We start from the raw sequence: 17,699 nt of genomic DNA on the forward strand, positions 1-17,699 counted from the left end.
GGTGATGCTTAAATCGGAGCTTCCGGCGCACCTGATCCGGCATGCGACGCTGCGTCAGCTGCAGGTGTTCGAGGCGATCGTGCGCCTGGGGAGCTTTACCCGCGCGGCGGAAGAGCTGCATCTGACCCAGCCAACGGTCTCGATCCAGATCAAGAAGCTCTCCACGGCACTGGGGCTCCCGCTGTTCGAGTACGTGGGGCGCAAGGCCTTCCCGACCGAGGTCGGGCTGCTGCTGTACGACACCTGCCGCGAGATGCTCGGCGCGCTGACCAACCTCGAGATGAAACTGGCCGAGATGCACGGGCTCAAGCGGGGGCGTCTGCGCCTGGCGGTGATCACCACCGCGCAGTACTTCGCGCCCAGCATTCTCGGACAGTTCGCCCGGCGCTATCCCGATATCGAACTGTCGCTGGAGGTCAGCAACTTTGACCGGGTGCTGGAACGGCTGTCGAACAACGACGACGACCTCTACATCATCGGGCATGTCCCCGAGCGGCTGACCGATGTCGCCGTGCACCCGTTCGCTCCGAACCCGCTGGTGGTGATGGCCAGCCGCGATCACCCACTGGTCGGCCGACGCAACATCCCGCTCAAGGAGCTGGAGCAGGAAACCTTTCTGATGCGGGAGCCGGGCTCGGGGATCCGCGAGGCGACGCTCAAGTTGTTCCAGGAACACGGGATCAGCCCGCCCGTGCGCATGGAACTGGGCAGTAACGAGGCGATCAAGCAAGCGGTGATTGGCGGTCTGGGGATCGCCGTGCTGTCGCTGCACACCCTCAGCGCCGAGGGGGCCGAGGGCCCCGTGGCGCTGCTGGATGTCGAACACTTCCCGATCCATCGCCAGTGGCATATCGTCTACCCGAAGAAGAAGGTCCTGTCCGTCGTCGCCCAGACCTTTCTCGACTTTGCCATCCAGGACGAGGCCCGGGTGCGGGCGCAGGTCGAAGACCTGCTGGCTGCGTTCAAGGCCCAGGCCGGCTGAGTGGCTGCCATGACAGGCCCTGGAGGGTCCCTTACAATTCACGCTTTGCCCGGCCGCCATCGGCCCGAGTGGGAGAACACGCAGTGAGCACCGTCACCCGGCCGCGCATCAGCGGCACCCAGTTCATCAACGCCGACGAGGCGCCGCGTTCGCGCCTGAGTCTGAGCGCCTCGCACCGTGACCAGCACCACCCGGTGACCGGGACGGGCAGCGGCATGTTCGCCGGCGCCATCGACACCCCGCCGAACGAGAGCTGCGTGGTCTGTGCTCCGGCCACGCGCCGCCTGGCCGAGGAGCTGTTCGACGCCTGGAACGACGCCCTGCAGACGGGTGATGCCCGCCGCGTGACCGCCCTGTACGCCGACGACGCGGTGCTGCTGCCGACCGTGTCCAATGTTCCGCGCACCAACCATGCCGAGATCCAGGACTACTTCGAGCATTTCCTCGAGAAGAAGCCCTTCGGCACCATCAACACGCGCAACGTGAAGCTCGGCTGCAACAAGCTGACCGACGCGGGCACCTATACCTTCCGCGTGACCGACGGCAGCGAGACGCAGGAAGTCCCCGCTCGCTATACCTTCGTCTACGAGAACCGCGAAGGGGAATGGAAAATCGTGCACCACCACTCCTCGATGATGCCCACTGCGTGACCCGGTAATCGGTGAACGTTTGTTCCCGGCAGGGCGAGTCGCGATACTGGACGCTCGCCACCATCGGGAGAAAGGGAATGTCCAAACGCTCATTCGTGATCCTGGCCGCTGCTGGCCTGGCACTGGCCGGTGCCGGTAGTGCGCAGGCCTCCAACAGCGCCGAGCTGGAACTGGACGGCGAGACCTACACGCTGGATGTTCAGGTCTGTGACTTCTCGGGCGAGGCAGACGAGGGCGATCTTCAGACCCTGGTCGGGGATGCCGAGACCGATGATGGCCCGATGCGTGTGTTTGTCTCGCGCAATGAGGTCAGCGGCATGCTGATGCACACGGTCAGTGTTCAGATCGGGGATGTGATGTCCCCCGAGGGCGAGGTGCTGGAGGCCAACCGCAGCCGTTCCGGCGATCAGTGGTTCTCCGCCGCCGATGGCCCCTCCGAACCGTTGATCCGGATCGACGGCGCGGACCTGATCGCCGACGGGCTCTTTTCCGATACCGGAATGACGCGGGATCCGGTCGAGGGGCGCCTGACCGCGACCTGCAACGACCCGGGTGTCTGAGCCAGGCCGCGACCGATCGCAGGCGGCGGTCGCCGCTGCAGTATGCGCAGCCACGGGCGCCCGCCGCGCCATCCCCGTCGAGCGTGTCCAGACCCTCTGGAGCGGCTATGGCGAGATCGTTCGCTATCATCTGGAAGACGCGTACGTTCCCACCGTGATCGCCAAGCACATTGTGTTCCCCGATGATCGTCGCCACCCACGCGGCTGGTCGGGGACGCGAGGTCATGAGCGCAAGCGACACTCCTATCAGGTCGAGATGCACTGGTATCGCGACTGGGCGGGGCGTTGCAGCGACGCCTGTCGTGTCCCGCGATGCCAGCTCGCGCAGGACCTGGGCGATGCCCACCTGATTGTGCTGGAGGACCTGGATGCCGCCGGTTTTCCGCTTCGCCACGATCACCTGTCGGTGGAGCAGGCCGGCATTTGCCTGGCATGGCTCGCGGCCTTTCACGCGACCTTTCTGGGTGCCAGGTCCTCGGGGCTCTGGACTACGGGCACCTACTGGCACCTCGCGACCCGGCCGGACGAGTGGGCGGCCATTGCTGATCCCCAACTGCGCGAAGCGGCCCCGAAGCTCGATCAGCGACTCAGTGCGGCGCGCTTTCAGACGCTGGTGCATGGCGATGCCAAGGTCGCGAACTTCTGTTTCAGCGAACGCGGTGATCGGGTGGCCGCGGTGGATTTCCAGTATGTCGGGGGTGGCTGCGGGATGAAGGACGTTGCGTACTTCATCGGCAGCTGTCTGGACGAGGCCGATCAGGAACGCTTCGAGAAGGAACTGCTGGGGGGATATTTCGCGGCGCTGCGCTCGGAGGTTGTCGCCACGCACGGAGCTGGCGCGGACCTGGACGCACTGGAGCAGGAATGGCGCGCGCTCTTCCCGCTGGCCCAGGCGGATTTCCAGCGTTTTCTGGCCGGCTGGAGTCCGGAGCACTGGAAACGCAACGATTACGCCGAGCGCGTGACACGCAAGGCGCTGGATCAGTTGTAGGGCCGGGCTCTCCGGGCGCCGTGCGGGACGCCCGGAGAGTGGGTCCGGTCAGGAGGCCAGTCGCTTGTACTTGACCCGGTGCGGCTGGTCGGCCTCGGCGCCCAGGCGCTTGTGGCGGTCTTCCTCGTATTCCTGGTAGTTGCCGTCGAAGAACACCACGTTGCCGTCCTCCTCGAACGCGAGGATGTGGGTGGCGATGCGGTCCAGGAACCAGCGGTCATGCGAGATCACGATCGCGGAGCCGGGGAAGTCCAGCAGGGCCTCTTCCAGCGCGCGCAGGGTTTCCACGTCCAGGTCGTTGGTCGGTTCGTCCAGCAGCAGGAAGTTGCCGCCGCTTTGCAGCAGCTTGGCCAGGTGCACGCGGTTGCGTTCCCCGCCGGACAGTTCCTTCATGCGCTTTTGCTGGTCGGTGCCCTTGAAGTTGAAGCGGCCGACGTAGGCGCGTGACGGCATCTGGAAGTTGCCGACCTGGATGATGTCCTGGCCGTTGGAGATCTCCTCCCAGACGGTCTTTTCGTCCTGCAGCGCATCGCGGCTTTGGTCGACATAGGCCAGCTGCACGGTCTCGCCCAGTTCGATCGAGCCGTCGTCCGGCTGGTCCTGCCCGGCGATCATGCGGAACAGGGTGGTCTTGCCAACGCCGTTCGGGCCGATCACGCCGATCAGCGCGCCGCGCGGCACGGAGAACGACAGACCCTGGTAGAGCACACGGTCACCAAAGTGCTTGGACAGGTTTTCCACCTCCAGCACCTTGTCGCCCAGGCGCGGTCCCGGCGGGATGTAGATTTCCTTGGTTTCGGAGCGCTTCTGGTAGTCGCTGGAAGCGATCTCCTCGAAGCGTTTCAGACGGGCCTTGCTCTTCGCACCCCGGCCCTTCGGGTTGGAGCGCACCCACTCGAGTTCGGATTCCATCGCCTTCACGCGGGCGGCCTCGGCCTTTTCTTCCTGCTTCAGGCGCTTTTCCTTCTGCTCCAGCCACTGCGAGTAGTTGCCCTGGAACGGGATGCCCTGGCCGCGGTCCAGCTCGAGGATCCAGCCGGCCACGTTGTCGAGGAAGTAGCGATCGTGGGTGACCGCCACCACGGTGCCCTGGAACTCCTGCAGGAAGCGTTCCAGCCAGGCCACGGACTCTGCATCCAGGTGGTTGGTCGGCTCGTCAAGGATCAGCATGTCGGGGCTGGACAGCAGCAGGCGGCACAGCGCCACGCGGCGGCGCTCACCACCGGACAGGGTCGTCACGTCCGCATCCCACGGCGGCAGGCGCAGGGCGTCCGCGGCGACTTCCAGCTTGCGTTCGAGGTTATGGCCGTCGGCGGCCTCGATCTTCGCCTCGAGCTCCGCCTGCTTGGCGGCCAGGGCGTCGAAGTCCGCCTCCGGCTCGGCATAGGCCGCATATACCTGGTCCAGCTCGGCCAGCGCTTCCTTGATTGGGGCCACGGCCTCCTCGACGTTGCCGCGCACGTCCTTGCTTTCGTCGAGCTGTGGCTCCTGCGGCAGGTAGCCGATGTTGATGCCCGGCTGCGGCCGCGCCTCGCCGACGATCTCGGTGTCCACGCCGGCCATGATGCGCAGGAGGGTGGATTTGCCCGCACCGTTGTAGCCCAGCACGCCGATCTTGGCGCCCGGGAAGAAGTTCAGGTTGATGTCCTTGAGGATGTACTTCTTCGGCGGGACGATCTTGCCCACGCCGTTCATCGTGAAGATGTACTGCGCCATGATGCTCCTGCGACCAATGCGGTTTGAATGAGGGGCAGGCCACTGACGACCCGCGCTGGGTCCGCACTTTACCATCCCGAGGGGTACAGGGGCGCATGATCCCGGCGCTAAACAGCGATTGGGGACTCAGGGCCTGTTTGCTGGGGTGACCGGGTCAGTACCCGCTACCCGTGTACAGGGGGTCGGGCGCTGCGTTCCCGGGCATGAAATCACCGCCTTCAGCCCTTGAACTTCACCAGACGGCTGACCTGGATGTCGGAGATGAAGACGACACCACTGTGCTGGTTGAAGAAGGGCGTGAACCCTTCGAGGATCGGCTCGACCAGCTCTTCGGGGATCGCGGCGATGATCATGATCAGCACCTCGTCCTCGTTGAACATCAAGTGGCCTTCGTGGAAGCCCTGACTGCCCTTGCCGGAGAGGTTGCCAATGATTGTGTAACCCTTCACTCCGGCGCGGTCCAGCAGATCGGTGGCGAAGGCCTGGTGTTCGCCTTCGAGGATGATCTCGAGTTTTTTCAGTGGTTTGAGATTCAGGTCGTTCATGCAGGGTGGTCCTCCTCAGCAGGTCGATCGGTTGCGCCTTGCGCGGTGTTGGGCAGGGGTTCGTCGTGCCAGTTGCCGTCGACGTATCGGTGCAGTCCGCCGGTTTCGGGGTCCAGGACGACGCACTGCACCCAGCCATTCGCGATCAGGCTGCGCACCTTGGGCACGTTCTCGATGGCCCGGCGCGCGTGCGCGAGCGGCGCCTCGATGAGGGCCAGCAGACGGATCGGGTCGTGGTAGGGCAAACCGTTGTAGTGCACGGTCTGCGCGGGCAGCCCGGTGCGCAGGTCCGACAGGTTGCCGGTCATGACCCCGATGCGACAGGCAACGTTGTGGTAGACCTTGCTGCCTGAACCGTAGTGTTCATTGTCGACCGCCGAGAAGTAGTGTTCCATGTTGATCCATTGGGCGACGATCAGCGGGCCGGTGAGGATGCTTTCCAGCAATCGGCCCCTGGGGTCGACCCGGTGGTCGTAGGAATGCAGGAAGGTGCGTCCCTTCAAATCGGTTGTCTCGGTCAGGTGCCGTCGGCCGATGATGAAGCCTGCATTGCGCGCCAGACCCCATTCGGGGCGTACCTGCGCCCAGTCGACCGCATTGCGCTGTGCCTTGCGCGCGGCCTTGACAGCATCCGGGGCTGGCTCGCGGTCCGGGTCCAGGGCCTGCAGGCGCTCGCGGGCAACGAGGCGCGTGGCGGCGCGCAGGCCGTTGCGCAGGCGCTCGAGGTAGACCAGGTGGCTGGTCGGCAGCAGGTCGAGATCGTGCAGCCGGATCTCGTCGGAGGTGGTGTTGTGCATGGCCGGCAGAAACCAGGCGTCATCCGGGATGTCGATGCCCTGGGCACGCAGCCGTCGGCGCACCTCCGGCTTGTTGCCCATGTGCGCGAGTACCCGGGCGCTGACGATCCCGTGGCTGCCTCCGCAGGCGCCACAGTCGAGCGCTGATTCGTAGGGGTTGTTGTCCGACCGGCTGCCATGGCCGGTGAGGATGATGAAGCGCGAGAACTGTTCGGTCAGGCCGATCGAGCGCAACGCCTGGGCAACGAAATAGGTCTGCTCGTCCAGCGAAAACCCGATCCGGCCCAGGCGCTCCAGCTGCATCTGCGCATAGGAACGGTTGATGCGGTAGTCATCTTGCAAGGTCTTGATGAAAGCCGACTCGTCACGCTCGTTCAGGCCAAAGTCGCGGGCGAAATGGGTCTGTCCGCTGCAGTGGCCCAATGCCGTTTCGCGCAGCTCGCGGATCATGGCATCGGTGATGGCTTCACGCTCGATGTCGAACGCCTGGTGGATGGCCTGGACGATGATGGCCCGTTGCTGGGCGCGAACGACCGAGTCCGCCTGCTCGCGGGTGAGTTTGTCGACCATCAGACGGGTCGAGGGCTGATCCGCTTCGATCCTGTCGCGCCATCGATGGTAGGCCGCCGGAGCGATGGTCTTGCCGATCATGTCAAAGCCGAACAGCAGGCCAATGGCCTCGACGGTGAAGTACGGCGAGAGAACGGAGTTCTTCAGGTCGTGCAGCAGATGCTCGGCCGAGGAGTACAGGTCGAGGTCGAGCGGCTCGCCACCGGTGGTGACTTCCAGTACGACATTCCTGGGTGTAACGACGACCGGACAGAGGTGATCCTCGCTGCCCTTGCCAAGCGCGATGAAGCTCACCGGGACGCCGAAGAAGCCGGCAATGCCGTAGGTCTGGTAGTCGCCGATGGTCTCGAGTTGACGGCGCACGCGTTCGGAGCGTACGTCGATGCAAAAGAGCAATTGCGCGAACGGGCGTTTCGCGCGCGGCGCGGGCGGTTCGAGCCGCAGGCTTGACAGCACGCTGCGGCGGTAGGTCGCCTCCATGGCTTCCAGCCAGACCATACCCTCGTGCTGCTCGAAGTCGCCCAGCTGTTCAAGCACTGCGGCGAGTTGGCTACGATCGAGATCGGCAAACAGCGACGGATTGCCAGTAAGCGAGGCCAGCGAGCCGAGGGCACGGGCCTGGTCGCGGCCTTCGGCGCGGCGCTTGGCCGGCAGGTATTGGTCCAGCTGCCGGGCGATCTCGTTGGATTTGCCGCGTGCAATGACGGCCTCAACGGTCTCGGCGTAGACGGGCAGTACCTCGCCGCCGAAAAACTCGCGGCGCAGGTAGCACTCGGCGGGGCGCTCATCGAGGAGTGTTTCGAGGGCCTTGCGGTCGCCCGGCATCTTGTGGCGACGGCTGTGCTCGCGAATCAGGGACAGCCCGAGCACTAGACGGATGGCGAGAAAATCAATCAGGTCGGCCGGATGCTCGCGTGCCCAGTGATAGTGGTTTGCCGTCGAGCGCCAGCGGATGAAGCCGGCCCAGCCGTGCAGGCGGGTCAGTTCGCGCACGATCAGATCGGGCCAGGCCTCTTCGGGGATGCCGATCTCGTCCAGGACATGGGCGATGATCGCCTCGGGGCTGTCGTGGTCTGCCAGGATCGTTTGGGTGTGCTGGCCACGCAGGAGCAGGCGCGGGTGGTGATGGACGATCGTCTTCCATGCGGCAAACAGGCCGTGCTCGCGTCCGGGCATCTGCCATGCTGACTGACCCTCGTCGAAGTAATCCAGGCAGATCTTGGTGAGCTGTTCGTCCAGCGTGGTGCCGATACGTGTGCCGAACAGCGAATCGAGTGCCTCGTAGAGCGGCTGTATGACCGGAAAGGCGGCATGCAGCCGTTCGGCGAGTATCCCGGTATCGGTCGCAGAGGGGGTGTGTTCGCGACCGTTCAGGGCGGCCGCCACGTCGTCGACATCGGCGAGCGTGCGCGGTGTGATGACCGGATCATGATATCCAGTCAGCAGCGTGCAGAGCAGGTCGATCCCGCCGATCGCCTGGAGGGCCGGGCGGTTCTCGAGGGCGGCCTCGACGCGCGTCTCGAGGGTGTCGCGGTCCACGTGGCCCTCGCGGAACAGTCGCTGGTAGTCGGCCCGGGGCAGGAACCCCCGCCCGTGAAACAGTACTTCACCGCGCTGGATGGCTTCAGGGAACGGCAGGTCTTCCAGCCCGTGGAGCGGGTTGTGATGGATGAAGGTGCGCATGGGCCAGAAGTTGGGAATGGGCTCGGCCGCCATGTGCACCATCGAGCGGATCTTGAGCTTGCGTCCTAGCGTCAGCTTCACAGGGCACCTCCAGTCCACAGCAGGCCGGATATCACCAGCAATACCAACAGGCTGGTGAAGGCCCATGTCGTGGTGGCCGACAGGTCCTCGGCGACGGGGCCGCTGCGTGGGCCGAACACCGTGCCTTGCAGCAGCCGCGCTCCCGCCCAGCTCCACAGCAACCAGGTCAGCAGCACCCCGAGGGCGATCCCGGGCGTGGCGCTGCCCAGCAGCGCCAGCAGGGCAAAGAAGCCCGGGAACAGTGGCAGGGCCATGGCTGCCAGCGTGGTCACCACGATCACGCCCGACAGACGCGGCAGGTCGCGGGCCAATCCGCCATGCAGTCCGGTATAGGCCGACTCCAGCCGTCGAGCAAGCGCATCGCGTACCAGGAGCATCAGCACTGGGGCGGCTGTCATCGCGAGGGCGAAGCCGATCACGTTGGCATCAGTCGGCCGTTGCATCACGAACAGCCATACCAAGGGCCAGGCCGAGCTGGCCAGCATGGCCGCCCAGCGCCCGACTTCCCGTATGGTCAGCAGGCGAAAGGCGTACAGGATCGCACTGAGGCCCGCCCAGGCGATAAGCAGTCCGTGGGCCGGTGCCAGATCACCCCAAAGGATGATCGCGACGCCGATCTGCGGCCAGATAACGAAGAGGAAGACCTGCACGTAGGTGCTGGTGATACGCGCGGCCAGAGCATTGAACACCAGGCTCATCGGGAACAGTGGCAGGAAGACAGCCGCGAGGAAGATCAGCAGAACGGACATCTCAACCCCATCTCAGCCAGATGTTCAGGCGCCGGGACAGCGCCAGCATCGAGACCGTCATGCGGTGGTACAGGTCTGCGATATAGAACTCGCGGGAGAACAGCGCGTACAGCGTCAGCCAGGTGCGTCCATGTTCCCTGTCGACCCGCTGGCGGCGCACATGGGTCAGGTAGGCACCCAGCCAGCCGGCCACCATGACCAGCGCCAGCAGCACGATGAGCACACCGAAGGTGATCTGATCAATGCCCGCGGCGGCATAAAGCGCTGCGCGGAACTCGGCATCCGGATACAGGAAACTCTCGAAGCTGTGTCCGATGAAGCTGTAACCGATCACGATCACCGCGAACGACAGCACGATCAGGGCCATCATGCGCAATGGGTTCTCGGTATCCAGCCGGTGCGTGGCGAACAGCACCTGAACGCCTGTGATCCAGCCAAAGAACAGGAGCACGATCGCGCCCTGTTTCTGGAAAAAGTCCGGGGCCACCCAGGCATGTGCCAGCACCAGAATCACCAGCGGCACGATCAGCATCGCCGCACCGATCAGCAGCCACGGCAGGCGGGTGGGGGCCGGCTTGCGTTCGACCAGAAAATCGTAGAGCGGGTCGTTGGGCACGCCGTCGTGCTTGCGTGCGGCGCCAATCACCTTGCCGGCACCGAGGAACAGGGTGCCCTTGAACAGTCCGTGGGCAATCAGGTGGAAGATTGCCAGCGCGAACGCGCCGGCGCCCGTCTCCATGATCATGAATCCCATCTGACCCACCGTGGAATAGCCGAGCGACTTCTTGATGTCGTTCTGGGCGAGCATCAGCATCGAGCCGAGTATCGCCGTGAGCAGACCCACGATGAACAGCAGATGCAGGACCTCGCTGCTGTGGACGAATACCGGTGCGAAGCGATTGATGATGATGCCACCCGCGTTGACGATACCCGCGTGCATCAATGCCGAAACCGGCGTCGGACCCTCCATGGAATAGGGCAGCCAGGTGTGCAGTGGGAACTGCGCGGATTTGGCAAAGGCCGCCAATGCCACCAGGAAGGCCACGGTTCCGGCGACCGGCAGGTCCAGGAACGTGCGGGCGTCCGGCGTCGCTTCGATGCGGGCGAACAGGGTGGGGAAGTCCAGCGCGCCGTAGGCCTGGAACAGCACCATCGCGGCCAGTACCAGCGGCAGATCACCCAGGCGATAGGTGATGAACGTCCAGAAGGCGTAGCGCTGCGCGTTGAGAGGTTCGGTGTTGTGCGCCAGCAGGAAATACAGGAAGACGCCGATCAGGTGCCAGGCCACCAGCAGGGTGATCAGGTCGCCGGCCATCACCATCAGCAGGATCGAGCCGGTCATCAGGTCCAGCAGCATGAAAAAACGGGCGTACCCCGGTTCCTCGATCATGTAGCGGATCGAGTAGATGTGGACCACCAGGCTGATGCCGGCGACCACCAGCGCCATGATCGCGCTCAGCGGATCGATCTGCAGACTGCCCAGGCCGCCGGCCAGGCCAGCCCATTGGGGCCCTGTGTCGTTGACGATATAGGCAGTCAGCTGGAAAGCGGCCACCAGCACCACGACCAGGTTGAGGCCGACACTCAGTTGCGCGACGCGCTTGCCCAGCCGGGCACCAAACAAATGGACCAGTAGCGCCGCGAGAAAGGGAAGGAGAGGGATCAGCCACTGCGTCTCGATCATTGTGTTGACCTTGGTTGGCGCTGTTGACTGACCGTCGGGGTGTTGACTTCGATCTACCGGATGATAGGTAAAGAAACACCCAAAAACACGCCGTCTGGATACAAAACAAGAGGGCCGATTGCAAAGTCTGGCCCTTCGTCACGGGAGGCGTACGGGGCCTCGGCGGGTGGTCCGGCGTGAGCCAGTTGCTGGCGGCGGTGGCTGGGGAGTTATGGTCAAGTCTGGTGTATGAGCGATGGCGGGTTCAGGCGGCGCTCCGGTCGGTGATGGAGGATGCCTCGTCGTTGGTCGGTTCGGTCTGCTCGATGCCGTCGATGAACTTGACCCCGCGCTCGAGCTTGTCGAGCCATTCGTAACCCCGGAGCCGACGCCAGCGCTTCTGCGTGCTCTGACCGAGCTTGAACGTCAGGCTCAAGACGGTGTTGCGGGTCACGCAGCCCCGGGTCTTGTCGGTGCGCAGCCGCACGGTGGCGAAGGTCGATTCGATCGGATTGGTGGTCCGGATCGACTGCCAGTGCGCGGCTGGGAAGTCGTAGAACGCGAGCAGGTCTTCCCGGTCCTTGGCCAGCGTCTCGGCGGCTTTCGGGTACTTGTCGCCGTAGGCGGTCAGGAAGGCGTCGAAGGCCTGTTCGGCGTCGGCGCGGGTCTCGGCCATCCAGATCGCCTGCAAGGCGGACTTGGCCTTGGGCTGACTGCGCTTGGGCAGCCGGTTCAGCACATTGGCGGTCTTGTGGACCCAGCAGCGCTGGCGGCGGGTGTCCGGGTAGACCCGGGCCAGGGCCTTCCAGAAGCCCAGCGCGCCATCGCCGATGGCGAGCTTCGGGCCGTTCGCGAGGCCCTGATGATCCCGCAGGCGCACCAGCAGTTCGTACCAGCTCTGCTCGGACTCGCGCATCCCGTCGTCGAGGGCAACAAACTCCTTGGTCCCGTCGGGCAGGACCCCGATGATGACCAGCACACAGGCGCGTTCGTCGTCCTCCCCGCGCAGGTTGAAGTGGATACCGTCCGCCCACCAGTAGCTGTAGCGGTAGGCGCGGAGATCACGCTCGCGCCATTCGGCGTGCTCGGTCAGCCACTGCTGCTTGAGGCGGCCCAGTGTCGAGGCCGACAGCCCCTGGGCCTGCTCGCCCAGCAGCGCGCTCAGCGCCTCCTGGAAGTCGCCCGAGGACACCCCCTTGAGATAGAGCCAGGGCAGCAGCTCCTCGACCGAGCGCGCCCGGCGCAGATACGGGGGCAGCAGGCTCGACGTGAAGTGCCGGCCACCGCCGGACCGATCCCGGGTCTTCGGCACCTGCACCGGTACATCGCCGATGCCGGTCTGAACCCGGCGCTGGGGCTGATAGCCATTGCGTACGACCGCCCGGCGACCGTCCGGCATGCGATCCTCCGCGTAGGTCTCCATGAACGTCCGCAACTCTGCCTCCACCGCTTGCTGGATCAGATCCCGCGCCCCGCGGCGCAGCAGATCGGTCAACGGGTCCTCTGGTCCGTTCGGGTTCTCTGTCGTATCGTGAGCCATGTTGGCGTATCTCCTCTGGCTGGCTGGTTGGTCGCACTTCCATTCCAGCCGGATACGCCGCCTTCCTCAATCCCCCCGTACACCACTTTTGACAGTAACTCGTGGCTGGGGCGGGGCTCCTTTACTGGTGCGGGTTAAAGCCCCTGCGGCGCAACAGGGCCTTCTCGAGCTCCACCAGGGCAAAGAGAATCAGCCCGAAGACGAGGATGCGCAGCCATTCTTCCGCCCCGATGGCGGTGGTGCCGAACAGGAACTGCAGTGGCGGGGCGTAGGTGAACAGGCCCTGCAGCACGACGAGTACGCCGACGGCGATCAGGACCGGACGGCTGCCGAGCAGGCCCTCCCGGTTGAGGGCCGGTTCCAGGATGTAACGGCTGTTGAACAGGAAGAACAGCTGTCCCATGACCAGGGTGTTGATGGCGACGGTGCGGGCAAAGTCGTCCGGGACGCCCTGTTGTTCCAGCCACAGGAAGTGGCCGAACGTGCCGGCGACCAGCAGCGCGGAGACGAACACTACGCGCCAGATCAGGAAGCCCGAAAGGAGGGGCGTGTTGGGCGGGCGCGGCGGCCGGCGCATGGTGCCGGGTTCGGTCGGCTCGAAGGCCAGGGCCAGCGCGAGGGTGACGGCGGTCACCATGTTCACCCACAGGACCTGCACGGGGGTTAGCGGGAGGGTGAGCCCCAGCAGGATCGCAGCGACGATGGTGAAGGCCTGGCCGCCGTTGGTGGGCAGCAGGAACAGGATCGCCTTTTTCAGGTTGTCGTAGACGGTGCGGCCTTCCTCGACCGCGTTGGCGATGGAGGCGAAGTTGTCGTCGGCCAGCACCATCTCGGAGGCCTCGCGCGCGGCCTCGGTGCCTTTGACGCCCATGGCCACGCCGACATCGGCGCGTTTGAGCGCGGGGGCATCGTTGACGCCGTCGCCGGTCATCGCCACCACGTCACCGTGGCTCTGTATGGCCTGTACCAGGCGCAGCTTGTGCTCCGGTGTGGCACGGGCAAATACATCCACCCGTCGGACCATGGCCTTGAGGTCGTCGTCCGAGCTGTTTTCCAGCTCGTGGCCGACGACTACGCCGCCCTCGGTACTGATGCCCAGTTCATCGGCAATGGCGCGTGCGGTCACGCCGTGATCGCCGGTAATCATCTTCACGCGGATACCGGCCTCCTGGCAGTGCGCCACCGCCTCGATTGCCTCCTCGCGCGGCGGATCGATGATCCCGCAGACGGCCACCAGGGTGAGTCCGCCATCCTCGACGTCGGCGAATTCGAGCTCGCGGCGGTGGTTCTCCATGCGTCGCGTGGCCAGGGCGAGCAGGCGCTGGCCACGCGCGGCGACGCCATCCATCCACTGCTGCCAGTGCTCGGCGTCCAGCGGCTCGTCGCCGTCGGCCGTGCGCTGGTGGCTGCAAACGGCCAGCACCCGTTCCGGCGCGCCCTTGAGAAAGAGAAAGGCGCCCCCTTCATGATCGTGGTGCAGGGTGGCCATGAATTTGTAGGACGACTCGAAGGGGATCACGTCGTCCCGCACAAAGAGCTCATTGATCTCCTTCGGCTCCAGGCCGCCCTTCATGGCGGCGGCGATCAGGGCGCCCTCGGTGGGGTCGCCTTCCATGGTCCACTGGTTGTCCTTGAGATAGACCTCGGCGTCGTTGCACAGCAGGATGCCACGCAGGGTCTCGGCCAGCAGGGGATCGGACTCCGGGTCGGCCTCCTGGCCGCCGCGGGTGATCCCGCCGTGTGGCTCGTAGCCCACCCCGCCCAGCGCGTACTCCGCCTGCGTGGTGATGATGCTCTTCACCGTCATCTCGTTGCGGGTCAGGGTGCCGGTCTTGTCCGAGCAGATGGTGGTGACCGAGCCGAGAGTCTCCACCGCCGGCAGGCGGCGGATGATCGCGTGGCGGGCGGCCATGCGCTGCACCCCGATCGCCAGGGTGATGGTCATGATCGCCGGCAGGCCCTCGGGGATGGCCGCGACCGCGAGGCTGACCGCGGCGAGGAAGGTCTCCACCAGGTCGTAGTCGCGCACCCAGTAGCCGAAGGCGAAGGTTGCCGCCGCCAGGATGCCGATGGCTACCGTCAGCCAGCGGCCGAACTGGGCGATCTGGCGCAGCAGCGGGGTGGTCAGGGTCTCCACCTCGCCGATGAGGGTGGAGATGCGGCCGATCTCGGTATCGGCCCCGGTGCCGACCACGACGCCGCGCCCCTGGCCGAACGCGATCAGCGTGCCGGAGTAGGCCATCGAACGGCGATCGCCCAGGTCGGATTCGGCCTCCACCGGGTCGGTTTGCTTGTCGCTGGCCACCGACTCACCGGTCAGGGCGGCCTCGTCGATGCGCATGTTGTGCGCCCCGATCAGGCGCAGGTCCGCCGGGACGCGATCGCCCGCCTGCAGATAGACGATGTCGCCGGGGACCAGCTCTTCCGCCGGGACGCTGCGTCGCTGGCCGTCGCGCAGCACCTGGGCACGCGGCGAGAGCATCTGGCGGATGGCGTCCAGCGCCTTCTCCGCCTTGCCTTCCTGGATGTAGCCGATGATGGCGTTGATCAGCACCACCCCGAGGATCACGCCGGTATCCAGCCAGTGACCGAGAAAGGCCGTGCCCAGGGCGGCAGCGATCAGTACATAGATCAGTACGTTGTGGAACTGCGCCAGAAAGCGCAGCAGCGGGCCACGGCGTGCGGGTTGGGGCAGGCGGTTGTAGCCGTGTTCTTCCAGCCGCTGGCGCACGGCGTCGGCATCCAGCCCGTGGGCATCGCTGCCCAGGGCATCCAGGACCTGGGCGATGGTCAGGCTGTGCCAGTTGCGGGGACGTTCGCGTTCGCTCATGCGTTTCCCTGATGCATGACCATGATGGCCGTGTTCTGGTGTGTACTCATCATGCGCCGGGGCGGACGCGTTGTCAGGGTGTATCGCGTACCGAGTGCGATCGCTCGACAGGCCGACTGGGGGCACCGACAATGCCGGCATGATCGCGTGGTGGGAGGGACTTTTGCTGGTGGGGGCAGGGGGCGCGCTGGGGGGGCTGGCGCGCTTCGGGCTGTCGCAGTGGATCGACAGCCGCACCGGGGGCCATTTCCCGTGGGGGACATTGGCCGTGAATACTTCGGGCGCGCTGCTGATTGGCGTAGCGCTTGGGCTGGTGGTGGATCCCTCGGGCGCGTCCTGGCTCTGGTTGTTGCTGGTCGTGGGCGTGCTCGGCAGTTTCACCACGGTCTCCTCGTTCAGCCTGCAGACGGTGGGAGTCGCGAAACGGGACGGCCCGCGCCCTGCGATCGTCTACGTCCTGCTCACACTAGGTGGCGGGCTGGCGCTGGTGTATATCGGCCATGCGCTGGGCCGTGTCGTGGGTGGTGCGGCATGACGGGGTATTCGTGGCGCCTGTCCGCGTTCGTCGCCCTGGGCGCCGCGCTGGGCAGCATGGCGCGCTATGGCCTGTCGTGGACCGGGCTGCACCTGATGGCCACCGGGTTTCCCTGGGACACGCTGGCGGTGAATGTGGCCGGGTCCTGGCTGATCGGTCTTTACGCCGTGATCAGTGCCCCGGAGGGCTGCCGGCCCGCCGACCCGGTGACCCGCCAGTTTGTCCTGGCCGGCTTCTGCGGGGGCTTTACGACGTTTTCGGTGTTCAGCCTGGAGAGCCTGTGGTTGTTCGAGGCGGGCGATCCCGGACGCGCGGTGCTGTATGTGTCCGTGTCTCTGGTGCTGTGGCTGGCGGGCGTGTGGCTGGGCAGCACGCAGGGGCGTCGCTGGAATGCCGCTGCATCACGCGGCTGAGGCCGCGCGGGCCTGACAGAGCCGGCCATGGACGGGGCGCGGCCGCGACCGTAGACTTCCCCGTCGTTTGTGAACGGATGACCGACATGCTGGATATTCGCAGTCTGCGCCAGGATCTGGATGCGACCGTGGCGGCGCTGGCCAGCCGCGGCTTTGAGCTTGATCGCGAGCGCTTCGAGTCGCTGGAAGCACGGCGGAAAGCCCTGCAGGTGCGCACGCAAGAGTTGCAGAACGAGCGCAACACCCGTTCCAAGGGGATCGGGCAGGCCAAGGCGCGGGGCGAGGATATCGAGCCCCTGAAGGCCGAGGTCGGCCGTCTGGGTGACGAGCTCAAGCAGTGCGAGGCCGATCTGCAGGCGGTGCAGCAGGAACTGGACGCGCTGCTGATGCGCATCCCGAACCTGCCGCAGCAGGACGTGCCCGTTGGCAAGGACGAGGCGTCGAACGTCGAACTGCGCCGCGAGGGTACCCCGCGCGAGTTCGATTTCGCGCCCCGCGACCATGTGGATCTGGGCCTGCCCGGCGGCTGGCTGGATTTCGAGGCGGCGGTACGCGTGGCCGGCTCCCGCTTTGTCGTGATGCGTGGCGAGATGGCGCGTCTGCACCGGGCGTTGACCCAGTTCATGCTCGACCTGCACACCCAGCAGCACGGCTACCAGGAGACCTATGTCCCGTACCTGGCGAATCCGGAGTCGCTGGAGGGGACGGGTCAGCTGCCCAAGTTCGACGAGGATCTGTTCTCGGTGGACTGCGACCAGCGCTTCCGGCTGATCCCGACCGCCGAGGTCACGCTGACCAACCTGGTGCGCGAGCAGATCCTCGAGGCCGGTGCGCTGCCGCTGAAGATGACCGCCCACACCCCGTGCTTCCGCTCCGAGGCGGGCAGCTATGGCCGAGACGTGCGCGGCCTGATTCGCCAGCATCAGTTCGAGAAAGTGGAGCTGGTGCAGGTGGTGCATCCGGAGCAGTCCGAGGCGGCCCTGGAAGAGCTGCTCGGGCATGCGGAGGCGGTGCTGCAGGCGCTGGAGCTGCCCTACCGCGTGATGCTGCTGAGTACCGGCGACATGGGCTTTGCGGCGGCGCGCACCTATGACCTGGAGGTCTGGTTGCCGGGCCAGCAGGCCTACCGCGAGATCTCCTCGTGCTCCAATTTCGAGGCCTTCCAGGCGCGGCGCATGCAGGCACGCTTCCGTCCGCAGGCGGGCGGCAAGCCCGAGCTGGTGCATACCATCAACGGATCCGGCGTCGCGGTGGGGCGTGCGCTGGTCGCCCTGCTCGAGAACCACCAGCAGGCGGATGGCTCGATCGCGATCCCGGAACGCCTGCGTCCCTATCTCGGTGGAACCTCGTTGCTGAAGCCGCCGTCTGAACAGTAAGTTGATTCAGACGGAGTG

14 protein-coding genes are annotated in these 17,699 nt (G+C 65.6%); 7 read left to right on the forward strand and 7 right to left on the reverse strand.

Annotated elements, in window-relative coordinates:
• Window positions 1–4 precede the first annotated feature (4 nt).
• The 4 genes from TK90_RS04385 (at window position 5) to TK90_RS04400 (ending at window position 3,183) form a co-directional block, all read left to right on the forward strand.
• The gene (locus TK90_RS04385) at window positions 5–982 is read left to right on the forward strand and encodes a LysR family transcriptional regulator (RefSeq protein ID WP_012982284.1); all 978 of its coding nucleotides are present in this window, start codon (window positions 5–7) and stop codon (window positions 980–982) included.
• Between the two features lie 83 nt (window positions 983–1,065).
• Complete coding sequence (locus TK90_RS04390) at window positions 1,066–1,632, forward strand: SgcJ/EcaC family oxidoreductase (RefSeq protein WP_012982285.1); 567 nt, start codon at window positions 1,066–1,068, stop codon at window positions 1,630–1,632.
• A gap of 77 nt (window positions 1,633–1,709) precedes the next feature.
• Complete coding sequence (locus tag TK90_RS04395; protein WP_012982286.1) at window positions 1,710–2,192, forward strand: hypothetical protein; 483 nt, start codon at window positions 1,710–1,712, stop codon at window positions 2,190–2,192.
• Window positions 2,185–3,183 carry a phosphotransferase gene (locus tag TK90_RS04400; RefSeq protein ID WP_012982287.1) on the forward strand — a complete coding sequence of 333 codons (999 nt, stop codon included), beginning with the start codon at window positions 2,185–2,187 and terminating at the stop codon, window positions 3,181–3,183. Before TK90_RS04395 ends, TK90_RS04400 begins: the two co-directional genes overlap by 8 nt.
• 48 nt (window positions 3,184–3,231) lie before the next feature.
• Here the strand turns inward: TK90_RS04400 and ettA are convergent, their stop codons facing one another.
• From ettA to TK90_RS04435, 7 genes are all read right to left on the reverse strand, one after another.
• On the reverse strand, window positions 3,232–4,899 hold the full coding sequence (gene ettA, locus TK90_RS04405) for an energy-dependent translational throttle protein EttA (protein ID WP_012982288.1): 1,668 nt from the start codon (window positions 4,897–4,899) through the stop codon (window positions 3,232–3,234).
• Between the two features lie 218 nt (window positions 4,900–5,117).
• Entirely contained in the window at window positions 5,118–5,444 is a 327-nt protein-coding gene (locus tag TK90_RS04410; protein ID WP_012982289.1) for a P-II family nitrogen regulator, read from the reverse strand.
• Window positions 5,441–8,575, reverse strand: a complete 3,135-nt coding sequence (locus TK90_RS04415) for a DUF2309 domain-containing protein (RefSeq protein WP_012982290.1) — start codon at window positions 8,573–8,575, stop codon at window positions 5,441–5,443. The genes TK90_RS04410 and TK90_RS04415 overlap by 4 nt, the downstream gene beginning before the upstream one ends.
• Window positions 8,572–9,324, reverse strand: a complete 753-nt coding sequence (locus TK90_RS04420; protein ID WP_012982291.1) for a hypothetical protein — start codon at window positions 9,322–9,324, stop codon at window positions 8,572–8,574. The genes TK90_RS04415 and TK90_RS04420 overlap by 4 nt, the downstream gene beginning before the upstream one ends.
• A 1-nt stretch (window position 9,325) precedes the next feature.
• A complete protein-coding gene (locus tag TK90_RS04425) occupies window positions 9,326–11,008 on the reverse strand; it encodes an NADH-quinone oxidoreductase subunit L (RefSeq protein ID WP_012982292.1) in 1,683 nt (560 codons plus the stop codon).
• A 244-nt stretch (window positions 11,009–11,252) separates the two neighbouring features.
• Window positions 11,253–12,527, reverse strand: a complete 1,275-nt coding sequence (locus tag TK90_RS04430; RefSeq protein WP_012981820.1) for an IS256 family transposase — start codon at window positions 12,525–12,527, stop codon at window positions 11,253–11,255.
• Between the two features lie 121 nt (window positions 12,528–12,648).
• Entirely contained in the window at window positions 12,649–15,357 is a 2,709-nt protein-coding gene (locus TK90_RS04435) for a cation-transporting P-type ATPase (RefSeq protein ID WP_012982293.1), read from the reverse strand.
• A gap of 139 nt (window positions 15,358–15,496) precedes the next feature.
• Between TK90_RS04435 and TK90_RS04440 the strand changes: the two genes are divergently transcribed.
• From TK90_RS04440 to serS, 3 genes are all read left to right on the forward strand, one after another.
• Window positions 15,497–15,892 carry a CrcB family protein gene (locus TK90_RS04440; protein ID WP_012982294.1) on the forward strand — a complete coding sequence of 132 codons (396 nt, stop codon included), beginning with the start codon at window positions 15,497–15,499 and terminating at the stop codon, window positions 15,890–15,892.
• Window positions 15,889–16,305, forward strand: coding sequence for a fluoride efflux transporter CrcB (gene crcB, locus TK90_RS04445; protein WP_012982295.1), 417 nt, complete (start codon window positions 15,889–15,891; stop codon window positions 16,303–16,305). The genes TK90_RS04440 and crcB overlap by 4 nt, the downstream gene beginning before the upstream one ends.
• Before the next feature lie 86 nt (window positions 16,306–16,391).
• Window positions 16,392–17,681: a serine--tRNA ligase gene (gene serS / locus TK90_RS04450; RefSeq protein WP_012982296.1), complete on the forward strand. Its 1,290-nt coding sequence runs from the start codon at window positions 16,392–16,394 to the stop codon at window positions 17,679–17,681.
• The last annotated feature ends 18 nt before the right edge of the window (window positions 17,682–17,699 follow it).

The organism is Thioalkalivibrio sp. K90mix (genome assembly GCF_000025545.1).
GTDB lineage: Bacteria > Pseudomonadota > Gammaproteobacteria > Ectothiorhodospirales > Ectothiorhodospiraceae > Thioalkalivibrio.

Bases quoted from the DNA above. Each gene is read 5' to 3' on its own strand.
- TK90_RS04385 (WP_012982284.1), top strand. From the start codon at position 5: ATGCTTAAATCGGAGCTTCCGGCGCACCTGATCCGGCATGCGACGCTG.
- TK90_RS04395 (WP_012982286.1), top strand. From the start codon at position 1,710: ATGTCCAAACGCTCATTCGTGATCCTGGCCGCTGCTGGCCTGGCACTG.
- ettA (WP_012982288.1), bottom strand. From the start codon at position 4,899: ATGGCGCAGTACATCTTCACGATGAACGGCGTGGGCAAGATCGTCCCG.
- TK90_RS04410 (WP_012982289.1), bottom strand. From the start codon at position 5,444: ATGAACGACCTGAATCTCAAACCACTGAAAAAACTCGAGATCATCCTC.
- TK90_RS04420 (WP_012982291.1), bottom strand. From the start codon at position 9,324: ATGTCCGTTCTGCTGATCTTCCTCGCGGCTGTCTTCCTGCCACTGTTC.
- TK90_RS04425 (WP_012982292.1), bottom strand. From the start codon at position 11,008: ATGATCGAGACGCAGTGGCTGATCCCTCTCCTTCCCTTTCTCGCGGCG.
- TK90_RS04430 (WP_012981820.1), bottom strand. From the start codon at position 12,527: ATGGCTCACGATACGACAGAGAACCCGAACGGACCAGAGGACCCGTTG.
- TK90_RS04435 (WP_012982293.1), bottom strand. From the start codon at position 15,357: ATGAGCGAACGCGAACGTCCCCGCAACTGGCACAGCCTGACCATCGCC.
- TK90_RS04440 (WP_012982294.1), top strand. From the start codon at position 15,497: ATGATCGCGTGGTGGGAGGGACTTTTGCTGGTGGGGGCAGGGGGCGCG.
- crcB (WP_012982295.1), top strand. From the start codon at position 15,889: ATGACGGGGTATTCGTGGCGCCTGTCCGCGTTCGTCGCCCTGGGCGCC.
- serS (WP_012982296.1), top strand. From the start codon at position 16,392: ATGCTGGATATTCGCAGTCTGCGCCAGGATCTGGATGCGACCGTGGCG.